This is a genomic window from Aeromicrobium sp. WCS2018Hpa-31, from assembly GCF_031843905.1.
Lineage (GTDB): Bacteria > Actinomycetota > Actinomycetes > Propionibacteriales > Nocardioidaceae > Aeromicrobium.
In genome coordinates, this window is sequence record NZ_JAVTJF010000005.1 from 160,065 (window position 1) to 181,074 (window position 21,010).

Annotated in this window: 18 protein-coding genes; 13 read left to right on the top strand and 5 right to left on the bottom strand. The window is 67.7% G+C overall.

The features are described from left to right. Positions 1-5 precede the first annotated feature (5 nt). The 4 genes from RQG84_RS08005 (at position 6) to RQG84_RS08020 (ending at position 3,852) form a co-directional block, all read left to right on the top strand. Positions 6-1,190 carry a thiolase family protein gene (locus RQG84_RS08005; protein ID WP_311209596.1) on the top strand — a complete coding sequence of 395 codons (1,185 nt, stop codon included), beginning with the start codon at positions 6-8 and terminating at the stop codon, positions 1,188-1,190. Between the two features lie 9 nt (positions 1,191-1,199). Further along, positions 1,200-2,069: a 3-hydroxyacyl-CoA dehydrogenase family protein gene (locus RQG84_RS08010; protein WP_311209597.1), complete on the top strand. Its 870-nt coding sequence runs from the start codon at positions 1,200-1,202 to the stop codon at positions 2,067-2,069. A gap of 102 nt (positions 2,070-2,171) precedes the next feature. Next, positions 2,172-3,533 (top strand): MFS transporter, encoded by a 1,362-nt coding sequence (locus RQG84_RS08015; RefSeq protein ID WP_311209598.1) that lies wholly within the window; start codon positions 2,172-2,174, stop codon positions 3,531-3,533. Positions 3,534-3,546: 13 nt separating this feature from the next. Beyond that, entirely contained in the window at positions 3,547-3,852 is a 306-nt protein-coding gene (locus tag RQG84_RS08020; RefSeq protein WP_311209599.1) for a hypothetical protein, read from the top strand. A 63-nt stretch (positions 3,853-3,915) separates the two neighbouring features. On the opposite strand, the gene RQG84_RS08025 is transcribed toward RQG84_RS08020, so the two are convergent. Continuing rightward, positions 3,916-4,665, bottom strand: a complete 750-nt coding sequence (locus RQG84_RS08025; protein ID WP_311209600.1) for a FadR/GntR family transcriptional regulator — start codon at positions 4,663-4,665, stop codon at positions 3,916-3,918. Positions 4,666-4,879: 214 nt separating this feature from the next. Here RQG84_RS08025 and RQG84_RS08030 point away from each other — a divergent pair, with 214 nt between their 5' ends. The 5 genes from RQG84_RS08030 to RQG84_RS08050 are packed head-to-tail and all read left to right on the top strand — an operon-like array spanning position 4,880 to position 9,095. Continuing rightward, a complete protein-coding gene (locus RQG84_RS08030; protein WP_311209601.1) occupies positions 4,880-5,872 on the top strand; it encodes an NADPH:quinone oxidoreductase family protein in 993 nt (330 codons plus the stop codon). Then, positions 5,865-6,635: an SDR family oxidoreductase gene (locus RQG84_RS08035; protein WP_311209602.1), complete on the top strand. Its 771-nt coding sequence runs from the start codon at positions 5,865-5,867 to the stop codon at positions 6,633-6,635. The genes RQG84_RS08030 and RQG84_RS08035 overlap by 8 nt, the downstream gene beginning before the upstream one ends. Before the next feature lie 22 nt (positions 6,636-6,657). Continuing rightward, positions 6,658-8,319 (top strand): AMP-binding protein, encoded by a 1,662-nt coding sequence (locus RQG84_RS08040; protein WP_311209603.1) that lies wholly within the window; start codon positions 6,658-6,660, stop codon positions 8,317-8,319. A 1-nt stretch (position 8,320) separates the two neighbouring features. After that, a complete protein-coding gene (locus tag RQG84_RS08045) occupies positions 8,321-8,740 on the top strand; it encodes a hypothetical protein (protein WP_311209604.1) in 420 nt (139 codons plus the stop codon). Continuing rightward, complete coding sequence (locus RQG84_RS08050) at positions 8,733-9,095, top strand: MaoC/PaaZ C-terminal domain-containing protein (protein ID WP_311209605.1); 363 nt, start codon at positions 8,733-8,735, stop codon at positions 9,093-9,095. Before RQG84_RS08045 ends, RQG84_RS08050 begins: the two co-directional genes overlap by 8 nt. Positions 9,096-9,199: 104 nt before the next feature. Here the strand turns inward: RQG84_RS08050 and RQG84_RS08055 are convergent, their stop codons facing one another. The 4 genes from RQG84_RS08055 to RQG84_RS08070 form a co-directional block, all read right to left on the bottom strand. Next, on the bottom strand, positions 9,200-10,027 hold the full coding sequence (locus tag RQG84_RS08055; protein WP_311209606.1) for a hypothetical protein: 828 nt from the start codon (positions 10,025-10,027) through the stop codon (positions 9,200-9,202). Further along, positions 10,024-10,416, bottom strand: coding sequence for a sigma factor-like helix-turn-helix DNA-binding protein (locus RQG84_RS08060; protein WP_311209607.1), 393 nt, complete (start codon positions 10,414-10,416; stop codon positions 10,024-10,026). The genes RQG84_RS08055 and RQG84_RS08060 overlap by 4 nt, the downstream gene beginning before the upstream one ends. 1 nt (position 10,417) lies before the next feature. Then, entirely contained in the window at positions 10,418-10,582 is a 165-nt protein-coding gene (locus RQG84_RS08065; protein ID WP_311209608.1) for a hypothetical protein, read from the bottom strand. A gap of 368 nt (positions 10,583-10,950) precedes the next feature. Next, positions 10,951-13,254 carry a DEAD/DEAH box helicase gene (locus tag RQG84_RS08070; protein ID WP_311209609.1) on the bottom strand — a complete coding sequence of 768 codons (2,304 nt, stop codon included), beginning with the start codon at positions 13,252-13,254 and terminating at the stop codon, positions 10,951-10,953. 97 nt (positions 13,255-13,351) lie between these two features. On the opposite strand from RQG84_RS08070, the gene RQG84_RS08075 reads away from it, so the two are divergent. The 4 genes from RQG84_RS08075 to topA all read left to right on the top strand — a co-directional run bounded on the left by RQG84_RS08075 (position 13,352) and on the right by topA (position 20,792). Further along, complete coding sequence (locus RQG84_RS08075) at positions 13,352-13,708, top strand: STAS domain-containing protein (protein WP_055969612.1); 357 nt, start codon at positions 13,352-13,354, stop codon at positions 13,706-13,708. Between the two features lie 110 nt (positions 13,709-13,818). Next, on the top strand, positions 13,819-16,236 hold the full coding sequence (locus tag RQG84_RS08080) for a sodium-translocating pyrophosphatase (RefSeq protein ID WP_311209610.1): 2,418 nt from the start codon (positions 13,819-13,821) through the stop codon (positions 16,234-16,236). Positions 16,237-16,453: 217 nt separating this feature from the next. After that, positions 16,454-17,899, top strand: a complete 1,446-nt coding sequence (locus tag RQG84_RS08085; RefSeq protein ID WP_311209611.1) for a methyltransferase — start codon at positions 16,454-16,456, stop codon at positions 17,897-17,899. 133 nt (positions 17,900-18,032) lie between these two features. After that, entirely contained in the window at positions 18,033-20,792 is a 2,760-nt protein-coding gene (gene topA, locus RQG84_RS08090; RefSeq protein WP_311209612.1) for a type I DNA topoisomerase, read from the top strand. The last annotated feature ends 218 nt before the right edge of the window (positions 20,793-21,010 follow it).

Sequence of the window (21,010 nt, forward strand, 5' to 3'; positions counted from 1 at the left end):
CCCGGATGTCGGACTCCTACCTCTACGCAGCGACACGGACTCCCTTCGGCAGGTTCGGTGGCGCGCTCGCCAAGACCCGCCCGGATGACCTCGCAGCCGAAACTCTCGTCGCCGTGCTCAAGAAAGTTCCCAATCTCGACCCACGCGACATCGACGAAGCCGTCCTGGGCAACGCCAACGGGGCGGGGGAGGACAACCGCAATGTAGCCAGGATGGCGACCTTGCTAGCCGGACTGCCAGTGAGCATCCCCGGCACCACGGTCAACAGACTTTGCGGGTCCTCCCTGGACGCTGCCATGATCGCCTCCCGCCAGGTCGAGACAGCAGATGCGCAGATCGTCCTCGTGGGCGGCGTCGAGTCCATGACCCGCGCCCCGTGGGTCATGCCCAAACCCGACCGTTCCTTCCCCGCCCAGGACACGACAGCCGTCTCCACCACGCTGGGATGGCGCCTGATCAACGAGAACATGCCTCCGGAGTGGACCGTCTCGCTCGGCGAATGCAACGAACAGCTTGCCGATCGACTGGGCATCAGCCGCAGTCGCCAAGACGAGTTCGCCGCCGGGTCCCATCAGCGCGCACAGGACGCTTGGACCGCCGGCCACTATGACGACTTGGTCGCACCAGTTCCCGGCACCGATCTGGAACGCGATGAAGGCATCCGGCCAGGATCGACAGCCGCCGGTCTCGCGAAACTGCGTCCCTCGTTCAGACCTGACGGCACCATCACGGCAGGCAACGCATCTCCACTCAGTGATGGAGCCTCGGCGGTTCTCATCGGCTCCGGGGATGCTTCGTCCCGGATCGGCTGCGCTCCGCTCGCACGCATCGCGGGACGAGGCGCTCACGCTCTCGCTCCCCAAGAGTTCGGCATCGCGCCAGTCGAGGCCGCGCACAAGGCGTTGCGCCGAGCGGGCATCAGTTGGGCTGACGTGGCCGCCGTTGAGCTGAACGAAGCCTTTGCCGTCCAGTCACTGGCGTGCATCGACGCGTGGGACATCGACCCCGCGATCGTCAACGCGTGGGGAGGCGCCACCGCCATCGGGCACCCCCTCGGCGCCTCCGGCGGACGCATCCTCGGCACGCTCGCGCATCGCTTGCGCGAGAACGGCGACCAGTGGGGCGTTGCCGCCATCTGCATCGGAGTTGGCCAAGGACTAGCCGTCGTCCTCGAAAACGTCACCACCTAAGGAAGAAACATGGAACAGACCGCGAACCACCAACTGCCAGGGACCGTTGGCGTGTACGGAGGCGGACGCATGGGAGCCGGCATCGCCCACGCGTTCTTGGCCGCCGGCGCCTTCGTCTACGTCATCGAATCAACGCAAGACGCGGCACGTGCCGCACGCGATCGCATCTCCGGGACCCTCACCAAGGCAGCCCAGAGACAAGCGCTTCCGCAAAGTCCCGAGAAACTTCTTGCTCGACTCGAAGTCGACACGCAACCTGACGTCCTAGCGAACGCAGGACTGGTCATCGAAGCCGTCCCCGAAGACACCGAACTCAAGACCAAAGTCCTCACCACCATCGAGAACGTCACAACCGATCACACATGGATCGGCACCAACACCTCCAGCCTCTCCATCGACGGACTCGCCCAACTCCTCCAACGACCCGAACGGTTCGTCGGACTTCACTTCTTCAACCCCGTCCCAGCCAGCGCTCTCGTCGAGATTGTCGTCGGCGCCAAGACAGCACCCGAACTCGTCCAAGCGGCTCGCGCCTGGGTCGTACAGCTGCAAAAGACAGCCATCACCGTCACCGACGCCCCGGGCTTCGCCAGCAGCCGCCTCGGCGTGGCCATCGCACTGGAAGCCATGCGCATGCTCGAGGCGGGAGTCGCCACCGCAGACGACATCGATACAGCGATGACTCTCGGCTACAAGCACCCGATGGGCCCCCTGCGCACCACCGACGTCGTGGGCCTCGACGTACGACTGGCAATCGCCGAGCACCTCGCCTCAGAGCTGGGCTCCCGCTTCGAACCTCCTGCGCTACTGCGCGAGATGGTCGCTCGTGGAGAGCTCGGACGCAAGACAGGTCGCGGCTTTTACGACTGGTCGAACTAACTGGCAATCATCTGTCCGACATTGACTATTGCGCATGTCACACCGAGCGATGTACGTTTCAACCGCTGAGCAACTGTCGAACATTTAGATAGGACCCCCCGCATGTCTTCACTCAACGCTCGGCCCGAACAAGATCGTCGAAGCGCCACGCACGACGCTGACGACTCGGGCGACTCCATCAAGAAGGTCACGACGGCCTCCATGGTGGGAACCGTCATCGAATGGTTCGACTTCAACCTCTTCGGCGCCATGGCGGCGCTCGTCCTCGGACCGCTCTTCTTCCCCTCGGACAATCCCGTGACCAGCACGCTTCTGTCGCTCGCGACGTTCGGCGTCGCGTTCGTCGCACGTCCCATCGGCGGAGTCGTGTTCGGGCACTTCGGTGACCGGTACGGTCGCAAGAAGACGCTGGTGACCGCACTGCTGATGATGGGCATCGGCACCTTCGCCATCGGCCTGCTGCCCACCTACGCGTCCATCGGGATCGCCGCACCCATCCTGCTCGTCGTGCTTCGCATCATGCAGGGCGTGGCGCTGGGTGGCGAGTACGCCGGCGCCGCTCTGATGGTGGTCGAGCACAAGGACGCGGCCGCACGCCGAGGCTTCTTCGGATCTTGGGTCGGAAGCGCATCGCCCATCGGCTACATCCTCGCCGCTGGCCTCATCGCCATCGTGTCGGCGTTCATGACCGAGGACGCCTTCAACTCCTGGGGCTGGCGCGTCCCGTTCCTGCTGAGTGCGATCATGGTCGGTGTCGGCCTGTACATCAGGTTGCAGCTGGAGGAGTCCAGCGCATTCAAGGAGCTCACGAAGGAAGAGACCGACGAGAAGCCCGTCAAGCTTCCCATCGTGGAGCTTCTGCGCCGCTATCCCAAGCAGATCCTCGCCTCCATCGGCGCGGGCCTCGGCATCCACGGCGGCTACTACCTGTCGATCATCTTCGGCCTTTCATACGCTCGGACCGAAGTCGGGTTTTCCACAACCGGCAGCCTGGTGCTCGTCCTCATCGCCTCGGTCTGCTACTTCGCTGCCATCCTGATCTCCGGGCACGTCTCGGACAAGATCGGCCGCCGCGCGCCCATGATGTTCGGCGTCGCTGGGTTCGGCGTCTGGGGATTCGTCCTCTTCCCCTTGCTCGATACCGGCCGAGCCATTCCCGCTGGTATTGGCTTCAGTGTTGGACTGATCTTCCTCGGCTGCCTCTACGGACCGATCAGCGCCTGGCTTTCGGAGCTCTTCGGTACAGCCGTCCGCTACACCGGGGTCTCCTTCGGCTTCACCCTTGCCGCGGTCATCGGGGGCGGCATCATCCCCTCTGCAGCCGTGTGGCTCCTGGATGAGTACGGCAGCACGGTGCCGATCTCGATTGTGGTCGCGGCAATCTCGGTGATCGCTTTCGTGACGCTCGCAGTCACCAAGCTCGCCGTCCATCACAAGGATGCGGACATGTCCAGTGCCGGTTGATCCTGGGCCAGGTGTGCCGGCGCTGTTCCTCGTGAGAGCTGAGGTTCGTCGTGACCTTTGCGAGGAGTTCGACCGCTGGTACGACGCCGAGCATCTCCCGCAGGCCAGGGAGGTGCTCGGCGCCCGGGCGGCGCGTCGCTGCTGGAGCGCGACGGACCCAGGAGTGCACGTAGCGCTTTATGAGTTCGAGACGCTCGAACAGCTCGCTGCGAAGGTTCCCTCAGCGGACCTGCAGGTTCTGCTCGACGCTTTCGACGAGGCTTGGCCAGAAGGGGTCACCCGAACTCGGGAAGTGCTTGGAACGGTCCAGCGCCTGTAGCTCCTGCAGACGAAAGGGGGCGACCGCCAGTTGGCGGCCGCCCCCTTTCTGCGGAAATCAGGGTCAATGCGTAGGGCAGTCGCCCGCCATGTGGTCCCGCAGGTAGGCCAGGTGGTCCGACATGGCAAGTTCGGCCTCTGCCTGGTCCTGCATCTCGACGGCGCGGATGATGCGCAAGTGCTGTTGGACCGATCGAGACCCCACCTCCTCGGACAGATCGAGGAACCGCACCGGCATCACTTGCTCGTGAAGCGCGAGGACGAAGGACGAGAGAACGCGGTTGCGTGAAGCCTTCGCAACGGCCGAATGAAAGTCGACGTCGAGGCGCGGCACATCGGGGTCATTGACCGAGATGGCCTTCTGGCGCTCGACGATCTGACGCAGTTCCTCGAGATCTTCGTCGGTGCGATGCTGTGCCGCCAAGCGGACGGCAGGCAACTCCAAGTACCAACGGACATCGCTGACCTCGGCTGGCTCGATACTGCCGAGGCTCAACAGATTGCCCACCGACTCCGAAAGCATGTCCCCCAGGGATTGGTGGTCTACGGCGCGAACGAAGCTTCCGCCGCCTGCGCCAGGAACCTTGTCGATCAGACTCTGAGTCGAAAGCGAGCGCAGCGCTTCGCGGACGGTTGTCCGACTCACCCCGAACTGCCTGGCAAGTTCAGACTCCGGAGGAAGCCGCTCCCCAGTTTTCAGTTCGCCGTCAAGAATCGCCTGCTTGATGCGCTTCTCGACCTGCTGACGCGGACGGACGACCTCGACACCGATCGACCGCGTCCCGGCGTTGCCCAGCTCACTTGATGAACTCATGTCATCGTCCTCCGATATTGGCAACTGTCTTACAGTCGACGGCCCGCTGATGCGCGACGCTCCACTGTATCGGTGCAGGCCGCACTTTTGTGACTAAGGCACAGCGCTCCGACCCGAAGTATCCCAATGCCTCCCAATTGACAGGTACGCAACTGTTGGACATTATGTTCGATGTGGCGGGCGACATGCCCGCGCCAACCTGAGGAGTCATCCCATGCGTGCGGTCGTAGTAGAGGAGTTCGGGAAACCACAATCCTTGGTCGTACGGGAGTTGGTCAATCCCACGCCCGGCCCGAACGACGTACTCATCGACGTCCGTAGCGCGTCACTCAACTATCCCGACATCCTCGTGGTGGCTGGCTCCTATCAGATCCTCCCGGACAGGCCATTCAGCCCGGGTAAGGAGGTCGCCGGCGTCGTCGCCGCTGTGGGTTCGGACGTCACGAGGTTCTCGGTCGGGGATCGGGTGGCGGCACAGTTGGAGTTCGGCGGATACGCCGAGCAGGTATCGGTCTCCCAAGACCTCGTCGTGGCCGTCCCTGAAGATGTCGCCCTCGACGTCGCAGCCACAGTCGGTCTGCCCTACGCGACGGCTCATTACGCCTTGCGCAGACGAGCGGCGCTCGCCGAGGGGGAGGTCGTCCTGGTCACCGGGGCGACGGGAGCAGTTGGTACCGCGGCGGTGCAGCTCGCGAAAGTCTGGGGCGCGACGGTCATCGCAACCGCCAGCGACGAGAGACGCGGCGCGATCCTCCAAGCGCAGGGAGCCGACCACATCGTCGCGCCCGACGAGGCAACGATCCGCGACAAGGTGAAGACCCTGACAGGCGGACGAGGTGCGGACGTCGTCATCGAGACGCTCGGCGGGAGCGTCTTTACCGAAGCCATTCGATCGATGGCCTGGGAAGGCCGACTGGTCGTCGTCGGTTTTGCGACAGGCGACGTGCCGCAACTGAAAGCCGGGCACGTCCTGGTCAAGAACATCGCCGTGACCGGTCTACAGGTCAGCGATTACCGCGACCGCGACCCGCAAGGCTTCTCCGAGGTCATCACAGAAGTTCTCGACATGGTTTCCGCCGGCAAGATCGACGTTCCAGTGGCCGGACGTTTTTCCCTCGAAGAAGCGGCGACAGCACTCGGAAAGTTGGAATCAAGAGAGCTTCGAGGCCGCATCGTGCTTCACATGGGGGAGCCTGTTGATGGTTGAACAGAGCGCCTACCACTCCTTGTCCGGGCAGCGAGCGATCGTCACCGGCGCAAGTAGGGGAATCGGGAAGGCCCTCGCTCTCGAGTTAGCTCGTGAGGGTGCCTCCGTCGCACTCGGAGCTCGCGATTCAACGACGCTCGAAGACGCGCGAAAGCAGATTGAGTCGCTAGGCGTCCAGGCCGTTGCTGTCTCACTCGATGTGGCCTCGGGCGATTCAATTCGCAACTTTGTCGCAGAGGCAACCGAACGACTCGGCGGCCTCGACATCGTCATCAACAACGCCGGAGTGTTGACCCCAGGGGCCCTCCTCGACGCTGGCGACGAACCGTGGACTGCGGCCCTGGAGACCAACATCATGGGAACCGTGCGTATGACCCGCGCCGCTGGTGCCCTACTTGTTGAGCAGAGGCACGGCAAGGTCATCAACGTCGCGTCCAACTTCGCCTTCAAAGGCGTCGCGCAGCACGCCGCCTACTGCGCCTCCAAGGCCGCGATCGTCTCCTTCACCCGGTCGATGGCAGTGGAATGGGCCAGCCACGGGGTACAAGTCAACGCCATCGCGCCTGGCTTCATCGCCACCGACCTGAATGCCGATGTCCGCGAGAACGAACAGCGTGCAGCGAAAGTGCTCAAGGCCGTCCCAGCGCGACGGTTCGGCGAAGTGGACGACGTCGCTCGTCTCTTGGTGCCGCTATGCGACCCACGCTCGACCTTCATCACCGGATCGGTCTTCACGGTCGATGGCGGCGAGACAGCACGTTGACCTTAACTACGGAAGGTTCCGCATGAATGCGATGACGCAGCACCCCGGTCTGAGGGACGACAGCCGCCTGACTGAGGAGATCATCCGTCTCTATGAAGACAGCGGGCAGTGGGCACCCGAGACCCTTAGCGATCAGCTGAGACGCTCCGCGGAAGCTACCCCCGAGCATGTGGCGGCCGTCGAGTACGGCGGGGACCCGATGGAGCGCCGAGAGCTGACGTACCTGCAACTGGACGCGCTCACCGACCGGTACGCGGCAGGTTTGATGGCCCAAGGTGTTGAAGTCGGCGACTCAGTTGTCGTGATGCTCCCGAACTGCATCGACTTTGCTGCACTGATCTTCGCCATCAACCGGATCGGCGCCGTCTACACCGGCATCCCCGTGGCCTATGGCGCGTACGAGGTTGGCCACATCCTGAAGACGATGTCCGCCAAGGTCGTCGTGTGTGAAGAGGCCTACGCCAGGTCCAAACCGATCGAGGTGGTGCGCTCTGCCCTCGGTGCTGGAGTCGACGCCCAGGTCTTCGTACGAGGAGAAGGCGCAACCCTGAAGGACGGTGAACGTCCTCTCCGTCAGCTCCCCACCGACCCGGTCGGTGCTTTCCCCGAGGTCGACCCGCGAGCTATCTGCCACGTCGGTTTCACCTCCGGAACGACCGGAGCCCCCAAGGGCGTCATGAACACCAACCAGACGCTCATCGCGGTCCTTTCCAACTGGGTTGGATACTTCGGGCGCCACAATCTTGGCGACCATGTCGTCAACGCCGTGCTCTCGCCCGTAGGGCACCACAGCGGTTTCCTCTGGGGCGTGGTGCTGAGTGCCCGGCTCGGCGCGACCGCGGTCTACTTGGACAAGTGGAGCCCTACCCGCGGCGCAGACGTGATCCGACGCGAAGGTGCGACCGTGTTCTACGGCGCACCCACCTTCCTGCAGGACCTCCTGACAACCGACCTCGTCGGGGACTCCGCATGCCGGCTCAAGGCCGTGATCGTCACCGGTTCGCCTGTCCCGAGGTCGTTGCCGGCCCGCGCCTTCGAAGCCTTCGGCTCCTGGGTGGGTTCAGCGTGGGGCATGACGGAGATCGGAATTGGCATCTCATGCCGTCCCGGGATGGCAGGAAACGAAATGCTCTCGGACGGTCGACCCGTCGACGGCGTCGAGGTACGAGTCATCGGAGACGACGGCAGTCCCGCTCTTGCGGGAGTCACCGGCCGCATGCAAGTTCGCACCGCCGGCCTGTTCCTGGGCTACCTCGGTCTGCCGGAAAAGACCGCCGAAGAGATCGATCCCGACGGATGGTTCGACACCGGTGACAACGCTCGCATCGACGACGAAGGCCTCGTCCATCTCGATGGACGGAGCAAGGACATCATCATTCGAGGCGGAGAGAACATCCCCGTTGTCGCTGTTGAGAGCGTCTTGTACACCCATGCCGACGTGCTAGATGTCGCGGTCGTCGGCATCCCCGATGATCGGCTCGGGGAACGCGCCTGCGCGGTTGTCGTTCTGCGACAGGGAAGCAGCGAAGACCTCGACTCTCTCAACAAGTATCTGCTGGACAACGGAGTCTCCAAGCACTTCCTGCCCGAACGGATGCTGGTCGTCGACTCCTTTCCCAAGACACCCAGCGGAAAGATCCGCAAGGTCGAGCTGCGCGAGCTCGCAGCGACTCGGGCCCACTGACGTGGACCCAGAAGCGGTAGCCCTGGCAAAGCGCCTGGAGAACGCCCACTCGGCGACCTGGTCCGATCTGCAGGTCGTCGACCCCGAGGAAGCCGCGCGGTACGCGGACCTCCACGGGTATGTCGGCGATGCTCCTGGGATTCCACCGGGCTATGGAGCCGCGCTGACCATGCGGACCGTTCTCGTGGTTCTTCACGACGAAACCATCGCCTTGCCTTTCGACCGCAACGTGCATGCCGCGCAAACGCTGGAATGGGATGAACCGCTGCGCGCTCTATCTCGAATCACGACCACGGCACGGATTGGAAACGTCAAACTTCGAGCGCGAGCCGTGTTCTTCGACGTGCTCACTGAAAGCATCGACGAGCGGAATCGCACCTGCTTGAGAGGCACGGCGACGCAGGCGGTGCGACATGTCTGACTCGATCCCGGACCTCCACTGGCGGCCCTCCGCGGCCGACCCGGAAGAGTACGCGAAAGTCTCACACGACTTCAGCGGCGTGCACCTGGATGACAGCCTGGCTCGTGCCGAGGGACTCCCCGGAGTCATCCTTCACGGCATGCACGTGCTTGGCCACGTCGTGAGTCATCTCGACCGGTATGCACAACCGGGAAGGCTGACGTCCGTCACCGTCCGCTTCCTCGATGTCACGTTGCCGGAAGAGGGCGTCTCAGTTCGCATGAAACCGACCGACGAACACAACGTCATCTTCGATGCGATGCAGGGAGACCGCCAAGTACTGGGCGAGGGTTTAGCGTCCTTCTCCAAGGACTAGAACGGGTTCTCGCAGACGAGACTGGGAGGTGGGCCGCAGCATGTCCGAAAGACACGGACATTCGCACCTCCCCGCAGGGCCGTGCGCGTCCCTGTGCTCGATGCCTAGGGACTGTTCTGCTGGATTGTCCCGTCAGCAAGGGTCACGGTGTAGGACCAGGCGTCACCAGAAGCTGCGTCCTTGCCTTCAGCATTGCCGGCTGGCCACCAGGCGCTGAAGCGTCCGTCCTTCACGCTTGCCTCCACGTCGGGACCGACGGGCGGGTCCACGGTGACAGCAACGACATCACGTCCGACGTACCCGCGAACCCAGACGAACCACCCGTCGACGGTTCCGAGCGACAGCCGTCCGGGGAGGGAGACGGAGCCCGCCATGCTTTCGCTCTCGACGATGGCATCGCTCGCCGGTGTGGGGGCCGCAGGGGGGTCGGGATCGTAGGAACCGAAGAATCCATCGGCGCGAGATGCACCTGAGTCCGAGTCGATCAGCTTCTGCGGCATCAGGCAGGCGGCCTCGCCGCCAGCGCCCTGGAGAAGAACGAACGTCCATCCACCGCGGCGCTCGCCCATGACTGTCTGCAAGCCGTCGCTGTTCACCCCCATCGCGGACCTGCATGCATCCGACGCGATGGCCGAGGCCGAGGGTGTCAGAGGCTCGGGAACCGCGGACCACGAAGCGAACGCCGAACCGCCCCCCAGAACCATCGGGACGGCGACGGCCGCGGCAGCGGCGGCTGCTGCGGCCACCAACGCCCGTCCGCCTTGCCGGCGACGGCGCGGAACCTCGATGCCTGCCGCATCTGAGACGGGCGCTGTCATGATCCGCTCCCTGGCGGCCGAACCGCGCCGCGTCTCTTCCTCGGTCAAGGCCGCCGTGGCTGGGTCCAGGTCGCGAAGGATGTCGTCGAAATCCTTCAGGGTCCGCTTCGTCATCGTGAGCTCCTGACGTGAGGACGGCTTTCGAGCCGTGAGCGTGCGCTCGTCGAAGGATCGATGAGTCGATGCAGCGATCGTCGGGCGCGAGACAACCGCAGCCTGAACGCAGTGGACGAGATCCCGAGGACCGCGGCCGCCTCAGGTGCGTTCAACCCATCGAGTACGGCGAGGGTCAGCGCCTCCTGGTGAATGAGACTCAATCGTTGCCAGGCTGCCGCAACATCGATCCTGGCGGCCACGACATCGTCGGCACTCTCCGTCTGCGCCGTGCCGGGTGACACGTTCACGATGAGGGCAGGAAGTGCTTCCTGCTTGCGTTCACGCCGTCCCGCGTTCAGCATCACCTTGCGCGCAACCCCGAACAGCCACGCGCGAGCGTCAGCCATGTCAGTCGTCGAGACGTCGCCACGCCGTGAGCATCACGTCGTTGACGATGTCTTCTGCGCCTTCGCGGACACGTCGGCGCACGAAGCGTAGAAGATCGGCGTACGCCGCGTCGTAGATCGCGAGGAAGCGCTCTTCGCGACGTCGCACCACGTCTTCGGAGTTCATGCTTCCTCTTGTCTGAAGGTGAACGAGTGTGTCGCGTTGGTTCGACGATTCCCTTGCTGGTTCGTGGACGGTGCACGTCGGCCACAGGCACCACATCGCCCCGCAGCTCATCGCCGACCCCGGTGTCGGACTCCCCACCAGCACCATCCCACCCCAGACGAGCTGCCGTCAGGATCTCCGACATCGAACCCTTGCGAGCGCTCACCTACGGACAGCCGGACCTGGGTCACCCCGGGCACCGAGGGTGCCGACGGCTGCGCGGCCCGTCCGTGGTGGGGCGGGACGTGGACCACGCACATCGAGGCTCGCGCCGCCCCGCCCTGGCACGAGCGATGCCCCGGTGCCAGCGAGATGATCCCGTGCCCCCGTCAGTCCTCCGGCGCGCCGTCCAGCAGGGCGTCGAGCAGCCGCACCGCGCCGGCCTTGTCGAGCGGCTCGTTGAAGTTGCCGCACTTGGGGGAGACGACGCACGACGGGCAGCCCGTGGGGCACTCGCAGCCCGCGATGGTGGCCCGGGTGACCCGGAGCCAGCGCTCCACCACCTCGTACCCCCGCTCTGCGAAGCCCGCCCCGCCCGGGTGCCCGTCGTGCACGAAGATCGTCAGCGTGCCCGTGTCGGCGTGCACCGCGGTCGACAGTCCTCCGAGGTCCCAGCGGTCGCACGTGGCGAGCAGGGGGAGCAGGCCGATGGCGGCGTGCTCGGCCGCGTGCGCTGCTCCCGGCACGTCCGTGTGCTCCAGGACCTGCGGCACCGCGTCGGGGTGCAGCGTCCACCAGGTGGCCACGGTGCGCAGCGTGCGTGCGGGCAGGTCGAGCGGCTCCTCGCCCACCAGGCTGCCGTCGTGTCGCCGGCGCGAGAACGAGACCACCTGGCTGGTCACGTCGACCTCTCCGACGTGGACCGTGGTGGCTCCCCACGTGCGGCTGCGCTGCATCGACACCACCGAGACCTCCGTCGTGGTCCGGGCCGAGGTGGACCAGCCCGGGTCCTCGGTGTGCACGACCGCCACGCCGTCCTCCACGTCGTACTCGTCGACCACGTGGGCCACCCCCTGGTGCACGTACACGGCGCCCTCGTGCACCTCGCCGTCGGCGGACCCCGCGTCGACGGTGCCGATCAGCCGTCCGGTGGGACCGTCGACGATCTGCACGGGTGCACCGCCGCTGCCGCGCAGGTCCGCCAGGGCGGCGGCCCGGTCGCGCCGGGTCCAGAACCACCCGCCGGGTCGCCGGCGCAGCCACCCCGCCGCCTCCAGCGCGTCGACGCCCTCGCGCGCCCGAGGACCGAACAGGGGCAGGTCGTCCTCGGTGAGCGGAAGCTCTTGTGCCGCGGCCGCCAGGTGGGGTCCGAGCACGTAGGGGTTGTCGGGGTCGAACACCGTGGCCTCGACCGGAGCGCCCAGCCAGGCCTCGGGGTGGTGCACCAGGAACGTGTCGATGGGCTCGTCGCGGGCCACGAGCACCCCGAGCGAAGGCTGCCCGTCGCGGCCGGCTCGTCCCACCTGCTGCCAGAAGGCCGCTCGGGTTCCGGGGAACCCCACGCTCACGACCGCGTCGAGACCGCTCACGTCGACCCCGAGCTCGAGCGCGTTCGTGGCGGCCAGGCCCAGCAGGTCACCCGAGCGGAGCCGGTCCTCCAGCTCGCGCCGCTCCTCCGGCAGGTAGCCGCCACGGTAGGTCGCGACCCGTCCGGGCAGCTCGGGCGCGACCTCGCCCAGTCGCTGCTGGGCGCCGCGGGCGATGGACTCGGCCCCGCGGCGCGACCGGGAGAAGACGAGCGTGCGGGTGCGGTCGAGGACGAGGTCGGTGAGCAGCTCGGCCGCCTCGCGCCCGGCCGAGCGACGGGTGGGGGGCTGCGACGGGTGCGCCGCACCCACCAGGGGCGGCTCCCACAGCGCGATCGTCCGCGGTCCGTGAGGCGACGCGTCGTCGGTCACGGCCACCACGTCGAGCCCGGTGAGCCGTCGCGCCGACGCCTCGGGCTCGCTGACCGTGGCCGACGACAGGACCACCACGGGGTGCGACCCGTGGTGGGCGCACACCCGCAGCAGGCGACGCAGCACGTGCGCGACGTGGGCGCCGAAGACCCCCCGGTAGTGGTGGCACTCGTCCACGACGACGATGCGCAGGCCGGCGAACAGGCGCGACCAGCGCTCGTGCCCGGGCAGCAGGGTGTGGTGGATCGTGTCGGGGTTCGTGAGCACGAGCTGGGCGTGGTCGCGGGCCCACGCCCGGTCGTCGAGCGAGCTGTCGCCGTCGACCGTGGTCGCGCGCACGAGGGCCGCCCCGTCGGGCCCGAGGGGGAGCCGACGCAGCTGGTCGGCCGCCAGCGCCTTGGTGGGGGCGAGGTAGAGCGCCGTGGGAGCGCGGTGGCCCTGGAGCGCGTCGCCCGACCTGCCGCGGACCAGCGCGTCGAGTGCCGGCACCTGGTAGGTCAGCGACTTGCCCGACGCGGTCCCGGTCGAGACCACCACGTGTCGCCCGGCGTGCACGTGCGCGAGCGCCTCGGCCTGGTGCCCCCACAGGTGGGTCACGCCCTGGGCCGCGAACGCCGTCCGCACGCGAGGCTCGACCCACTCCGGCCACGGCTCCACCACGGCCTCCCGGGCGGGCACGTCGTGCAGGTGGAGGATGCGGTCGCCGTGGCGCGAGAGCAGGCGTCCGATGTCCACCCCCACAGTCTCCCAGGCGGCACGCGACGGCTCCCCCGAGACGGGGGCGGGCTCGGTTCCTTCGTGGTTGACTGGTCACACCTTCGGAAGGACGTTGATGGACCTGCTCCTCACCACGCGCACCGACGACCCGTTCGAGATCATCGAGGTCGGCGGCGAGATCGACGTGTACACCGCGCCACGCCTGCGTGAGGCCATCGTCGAGGCCGTCGAGGCCGGGCACCTGCGCCTCATCGTCGACGTCGAGCGGGTCGAGTTCCTCGACTCCACGGGGCTCGGCGTCCTCGTGGGCGCCCTCAAGAAGGTGCGCGCCGGTGGCGGGTCCCTCGACATCGTGTGCACCCACCCGCGGCTGCTCAAGATCTTCGAGATCACCGGCCTCGACAAGGTGTTCGGCCTGCACGACTCCGTGGAGGCGGCGCGCGCCGCCCACGGACCCGCGTCGCTGGCCTGACCGCGCCCGCCGTGGACGACACGCGCAGGATTGTTACCCGGGTGTAGCCCGCGTCACATTTTCCTGGTTGGCTGGGGCCGACACCCCTGTCCCACACCACGGAGGAATACATGGTCGACGCGACGTTCGTTGCGGCGGCGAGTGATCTCGAGCTCTCGGGAGGCAACACGACGTTCGTCGCTGTGGTCGCCGGGATCGGAGTCGTCTCGCTCCTCTTCGCTGCACTGTTCCGCTCCCAGGTCCTCGCTGCCGACGACGGCACCGAGAAGATGCAGGAGATCGGACTGGCGGTGCAGGAGGGCGCCTCGGCGTACCTGACCCGCCAGTTCAAGACGCTCGCCGTGTTCGCGGTGGCTGCGTTCGCCCTGCTGTTCGCGCTCCCCGGTGCCACCGACGTCCGCATCGGTCGCTCGGTCGCGTTCCTGGCCGGCGCGCTGTTCTCGGCCCTCATCGGGTACTTCGGCATGTGGCTCGCGGTGCGGGCGAACGTGCGCGTGGCGGCGGCTGCCGAGAACGAGGGGCGCGAGGTGGCCATGCGTATCGCCTTCCGCACCGGTGGCACCGTCGGCATGTCCACGGTGGGCCTCGGCCTCATCGGTGCCTCGGTCGTCGTGCTGATCTACCAGGGTGACGCGCCCACGGTGCTCGAGGGCTTCGGCTTCGGTGCCGCGTTGCTGGCCATGTTCATGCGTGTCGGCGGCGGCATCTTCACGAAGGCCGCCGACGTCGGCGCCGACCTCGTCGGCAAGGTCGAGAACAACATCCCCGAGGACGACCCGCGCAACGCGGCGACCATCGCCGACAACGTGGGCGACAACGTCGGTGACTGCGCCGGCATGGCGGCCGACCTCTTCGAGTCCTACGCCGTCACGCTCGTCGCCGCGCTCATCCTCGGCTCGGTGGCGTTCGGCGAGCAGGGCCTGGTCCTGCCGCTGGTCATCCCGGCCATCGGCGCGCTGACCGCCATCCTCGGCGTCTTCATCACTCGCGCCCAGCCCGGCGTGAGCGGGCTGAGCACGATCAACCGGTCGTTCTACATCTCGGCGTTCCTGGGTGCGGTGGGGTCGTCGGCCTTCGCCTGGTTCTACCTGCCGTCGTCCTTCGCGGACCTGTCGCTGCCGACGGCCGACGAGTCGTCGATCCTGTCGCAGGTGCTGCCCGTGGAGAGCGTGGCCGGCCTGGACGGTGACCCGCGCGTCATCGCCATGGTCGCCGTGCTCATCGGCATCGTCCTGGCCGCCGTGATCCTCGCGCTCACCGGCTACTTCACCGGCACCGAGACGCGCCCGGTCAAGGACGTCGGCAAGACGTCGCTCACGGGGCCGGCCACGGTCATCCTGTCCGGCCTCTCGGTCGGCTTCGAGTCGGCCGTCTACACCGCCCTCGTGATCGGCGCAGCGGTGTTCGGCGCCTTCCTGCTCGGGTCGGGGTCGCTCGTCGTGGCCCTGTTCGCCGTGGCCCTGGCGGGCTGCGGCCTGCTCACCACGGTGGGCGTCATCGTGGCCATGGACACCTTCGGCCCGGTGAGCGACAACGCCCAGGGCATCGCGGAGATGTCCGGCGACGTCGGCGAGGAGGGCGCACAGATCCTCACCGAGCTCGACGCGGTGGGCAACACCACCAAGGCGATCACCAAGGGCATCGCGATCGCCACGGCCGTGCTGGCCGCGACCGCGCTGTTCGGGTCGTTCACGGACGCGATCCGCGACGGCTTCGGCGAGGTGCTCTCCGGCTTCGACGTCCAGGACCCGGAGCCGCTGCAGGCCTTCCTCGGTGGGCTCAGCTCCTCCGACGGGCAGGTCATCTCCGGCATCCTCAACGTGGCCGACCCGAGCAACCTCGTGGGCCTCATCATCGGCGTCTCGGTCGTGTTCCTCTTCTCCGGGCTCGCGATCAGCGCCGTCGGGCGTGCCGCGGGCGCGGTCGTGTACGAGGTGCGCCGCCAGTTCCGCGAGATCCCCGGGATCATGGAGGGCACGGGCCGTCCGGAGTACGGCAAGGTCGTCGACATCTGCACGCGCGACTCGCTGCGCGAGCTGGCGACGCCGGGCATCCTGGCGATCTTCGCCCCGATCGCCGTCGGCTTCGGCCTCGGCGTCGGCCCGCTCGGCGCCTACCTGGCCGGCTCCATCGGTGCCGGCACGCTCATGGCGGTGTTCCTCGCGAACTCCGGCGGCGCGTGGGACAACGCCAAGAAGCTGGTCGAGGACGGCAACCACGGTGGCAAGGGATCGCCCGCCCACGAGGCGACGATCATCGGCGACACGGTCGGTGACCCGTTCAAGGACACCGCCGGCCCGGCGATCAACCCGCTGCTCAAGGTGATGAACCTCGTCGCCCTGCTCATCGTCCCGGTCGTCGTGCAGGTGACCTACGGCGAGGACGCCAAGGAATGGGTCCGGTACACCATCGCCGGTGTCTCGGTGCTCATCATCGTGGTGGCCGTGTACATCTCCAAGCGTCGTCCGATCGCCATCGGCGACGTCCAGGAGGACGGCGCCATGGACGAGGCGACCAGCCCCGCCTGACCGCACCACCCCACGTGACCCCCGCGGCCCCGCCGCGGGGGTCACGTGCGTCTCGCGCACCGTCGCGTCCCTCCGTCCCCACGATTCCCATCAGGTGATGGGAATCGTGAACCCACCACGGGAATCCGTCACTCACCTTGGGATGTCCGCTCAGGTGAGTGTGGGAGAACCAGGGTGAGTGGGTGGCATCGACGTGGTGGCGTGACACGCTGGCCGCATGGAACAGGTGCGCGCACGGCTGGCCGACGTCGGGTTCACGGTGGACCGGGTCCAGGAGCTCCTCGGCCCCGCCGCCCACGCCGCCCTGCTGCGCAACGAAACGACGCCGGCCGAGCGCGCCACGCGCGACGGCTCCGCGCTCTCCACGCTCGTGCGGCTCTTCTCCCTCCAGCGCGCCGAGCCGGCCCGTGCCGTCGAGGCCGCCCTCCCGGGGCTCGTCGACGACCTGCTCGAGCGGGGGCTGCTCGGACGCGACGGGTCCGACGTGCGTGCGCTCGTCGACGTCCGGCCCTACGGCGACGAGGACCACGACTGGTGGGTGGTCTGCGACCTCACTCCCGGTCTCGACACCGGCGCGATCGAGGTCGGACCGGAGCACGTGCTCGGCATCAGCGAGGCGTCGTCGTCGCTCGCGCAGCTCACGGTGCCCACGTCGGCTGGCCGCGTGCTCGACCTCGGCACGGGCTGCGGGGTGCAGGCACTGCACCTGGCGCAGCGTCACGACCGGGTGGTCGCCACCGACGTGAACCCGCGCGCGCTGTGGGCGGCGCGGCTCACGGCCGAGCTGAACGGTGCCGACGTCGACGTGCGCGACGGCTCGTTCTGGGAGCCGGTGGCCGGCGAGCAGTTCGACGTGATCGCCACGAACCCGCCATTCGTCGTCTCGCCGCCCACGGGGGAGCGGCTCGTGTACCGCGAGGGGTCGCTCGAGGCCGACGGCGTGGTGCGCACCGTCGTCTCGGGTGCCGCCGACCACCTGCGTCCCGGCGGCTGGTGCCAGGTGCTGGGCAGCTGGGTGCACACCGACGAGCCGTGGGAGGAACGTCTGCACGGTTGGATCGCACCCACCGGGCTCGACGCCTGGGTGGTGCAGCGCGAGGTCGTCGACCTGCCGGCGTACGTGGAGATGTGGCTGGCCGACGCGGGCGCACGCCACCGACCCGACTACGCCGAGCGCTACGACGCGTGGCTCGGCTGGTTCGACGAGCAGGGCGTGGAGGCGATGGCCTTCGGGTGGATCAACCTGCGGGCGGCCCACCGCGACGTCCCGGTGCTGCGGATGGAGCAGTGGCGCCACGAGGTCGCGCCGCCGGTCGGCGCCGCCGTGCTCGACTGGGCGGAGCGGGTCGACGCCCTGGCCGACGCCGACGACGTGCTCGACGTCCGCTGGACCCAGGCCACCGGCCTGGCGCAGGAGACGTACGGTCCGGCGGGCGCGGCCGACCCGGAGGCGATCGTGGTGCGGCTGAGCGAGGGGCTGCGTCGCGCGAGGCAGGTCGACACCGTGGAGGCGGGGCTGCTCGGCGCCCTCGACGGCGACCTCACGGCCGGCCAGGTGATCGACGCGCTCGCCCACCTGCTCGACCGCGACCCGACCGAGCTGCGTGAGTCGTACCGACCCGTCGTGCACGACCTCGTGGCCGACGGGTTCCTGGTGCCCTGAGAGCGTCGGCCCAGGGCGTGGCGCGCGCCACGTCGGCCCCCGGGGCACGATGTTTGTTGACAGGACGCGTTAGCGTTTGCCCCGTCCGGCCCCCGACCAGTGGGGCCGACGCCGTCCAGCAGGGAGTATCACCGTGACCACGCTCGTCATCGTCGAGTCGCCGAACAAGGTGCGCAGCATCCAGTCGTACCTGGGTGACGGGTACGTCGTCGACTCCAGCGTGGGCCACATCCGGGACCTCCCGAAGGGCGCCGACCAGGTGCCGGCCAAGTACAAGGGGCTGCCGTGGGCGCGCCTCGGCGTCGACATCGACAACGGCTTCGAGCCGGTCTACGTGGTCGCCGCCGACAAGAAGTCGCAGATCACCAAGCTCAAGAAGCTGCTCAAGGAGTCCGACGAGCTCGTGCTCGCGACCGATGAGGACCGCGAGGGCGAGGCCATCGCGTGGCACCTCTACGACGAGCTGAAGCCGAAGGTGCCGGTCAAGCGGATCGTCTTCAACGAGATCACCAAGGAAGCGATCACCCGCGCGGTCGAGAACCCGCGCGACATCGACATGGACCTCGTCGACGCGCAGGAGACCCGGCGCATCCTCGACCGTCTCTACGGCTACGAGGTCAGCCCCGTCCTGTGGAAGAAGGTCATGTCGGGCCTGTCCGCCGGCCGTGTGCAGTCGGTGGCCACTCGTCTGGTCGTGGAGCGCGAGCGGGAGCGGATGGCGTTCCGGTCCGCGTCGTACTGGGACCTCGACGCCACTTTCGACGCGGGCGAGAAGCACGAGGACGCCCGCCTGTTCCCGGCGCGGCTGGTGAGCGTGGGTGGCAAGAAGGTGGCCAACGGCTCGGCCTTCGCCGACGACGGCACCCTCAAGAACGCCGAGGTCGCGCACCTCGACGAGGCCCGGGTGACGGCGCTGGCCGCTGGCCTGCGCGACGAGTCCTTCGCGGTCGCCGCGGTCGACGCCAAGCCCTACACCCGCAAGCCCTACGCCCCGTTCCGGACCACGACGATGCAGCAGGAGGCGTCGCGCAAGTTCGGGTTCGGCGCGGCCCGCACCATGCAGGTGGCGCAGCGTCTGTACGAGGGCGGGCACATCACCTACATGCGCACCGACTCGATCACCTTGTCCCAGACGGCGCTGAACGCGGCCCGGTCGCAGGTCCGCGAGCTCTACGGTGCCGAGTACCTGCCCGAGAAGCCGCGCACCTACACGGGCAAGGTCAAGAACGCGCAGGAGGCGCACGAGGCCATCCGGCCGGCGGGCGAGAAGTTCCGCACGCCGCAGGCCACGGGTCTGCGCGGCGACGAGTACAAGCTGTACGAGCTCATCTGGAAGCGCACGCTCGCCTCGCAGATGAAGGACGCCCGGGGCGAGCAGGTCTCGATCCGGCTGGCCGCCACGGCCTCGGACGCCGCGGGTGCCGACGCGGGCGCCCCGGTCGAGTTCACGGCCTCCGGTCGCACCATCACCTTCCACGGCTTCCTCAAGGCCTACGTCGAGTCCCGTGAGGACAACGGCCAGGGCGACGACCAGCAGACCAAGCTGCCGGCCCTGGCGCAGGGCGACACGGTCGCGGCGCACGAGCTGACCCCGGCCGGCCACGAGACCAAGCCGCCGGCCCGCTACACCGAGGCCTCGCTCATCAAGGAGCTGGAGGAGCGCGAGATCGGCCGGCCGTCCACGTACGCGTCGATCATCGGCACCATCCAGAACCGCGGCTACGTGTTCAAGAAGGGCACGGCGCTGGTGCCGGCCTGGATCGCGTTCAGCGTCGTGCGGCTGATGGAGCAGCACTTCCCGCGTCTGGTCGACTACTCGTTCACGGCCGAGCTGGAGGACGTGCTCGACGAGGTCTCGCACGGCCGCGACGCCCGCCAGCGCGTGCTCGAGAGCTTCTGGGCGGGCAGCGGCGAGAAGGACACCGGCCTCAAGTGGCTGATCGAGAACCTGCCCGACATCGACGCGCGCGGACTGGCCACGTTCGAGCTGGGCGACGACATCGCGGTCCGCGTCGGTCGGTACGGCCCGTACGTCGAGGGCCCGCCGATGGTGCCCGGCAAGGACGGTGCCGACGTCCCCACTCGGGCCAACGTGCCCGAGGACCTGCCGCCGGACGAGCTGACCCTCGAGAAGGCCAAGGAGCTGCTGGCCAACCCGGCCGGCGCCGAGAAGATGCTCGGCACGCACCCCGACACCGGCCTCGACCTGGTGGTCAAGAACGGTCGGTTCGGCCCCTACGTCACCGAGCTGCTGCCCGAGGGCGCCAAGAAGAGCGAGAAGCCGCGCACGGCCAGCCTGTTCCAGTCCATGAGCATGGACTCGATTGGGATCGACGACGCCGTCAAGCTGCTCACGCTGCCGCGCGTGGTCGGCAAGGACGCCGAGGGTGTCGAGATCACCGCGCAGAACGGCCGCTACGGGCCCTACCTGAAGAAGGGCACCGACTCGCGCTCGCTGGAGTCCGAGGAGCAGCTGTTCACCCTCACCGAGGAGCAGGCGCTGGCGATCTACGCCCAGCCGAAGACGTACGGCCGCCGCGGTGCGGCCAAGCCGCCGCTCAAGGAGCTGGGCGACGACCCGGTCAGCGGCAGCCCGATCGTCGTGAAGGAGGGGCGCTTCGGCGTGTACGTCACCGACGGTGAGTACAACGCCACGCTGCGCAAGGACGACTCCCTGGAGACCCTCACCGCCGAGCGTGCGCAGGAGCTGCTCGCCGAGCGTCGGGCCCGCGGCCCGGCCAAGAAGACGGCCAAGAAGGGCGCGAAGAAGGCGACCAAGAAGGCCCCGGCGAAGAAGACGGCGGCCAAGAAGACGGCGGCGAAGAAGACCACCGCGAAGAAGTCGGCGGCCAAGAAGACCACCGCGAAGAAGACGACGGCCAAGAAGAGCTGAGTCCTCGCCCCGGGGGTGCGCTGCCCGCCGGGGTCGCGGCCTCCTGCTGCGTTGCCTGAGAGGGACTCGACGTGCTGCTGTGCGTCCGGGGTGGGCAGCGGTTCTTCCTTCTCGTGGACCGTTCCACGAGAAGGAAGAATCCTTGACCCTATGGCACGCACGAACGAAGAGTCCTGCGCCGATCACGCGTGAAGGAAGAATCGTGGGTCGACCCGGCG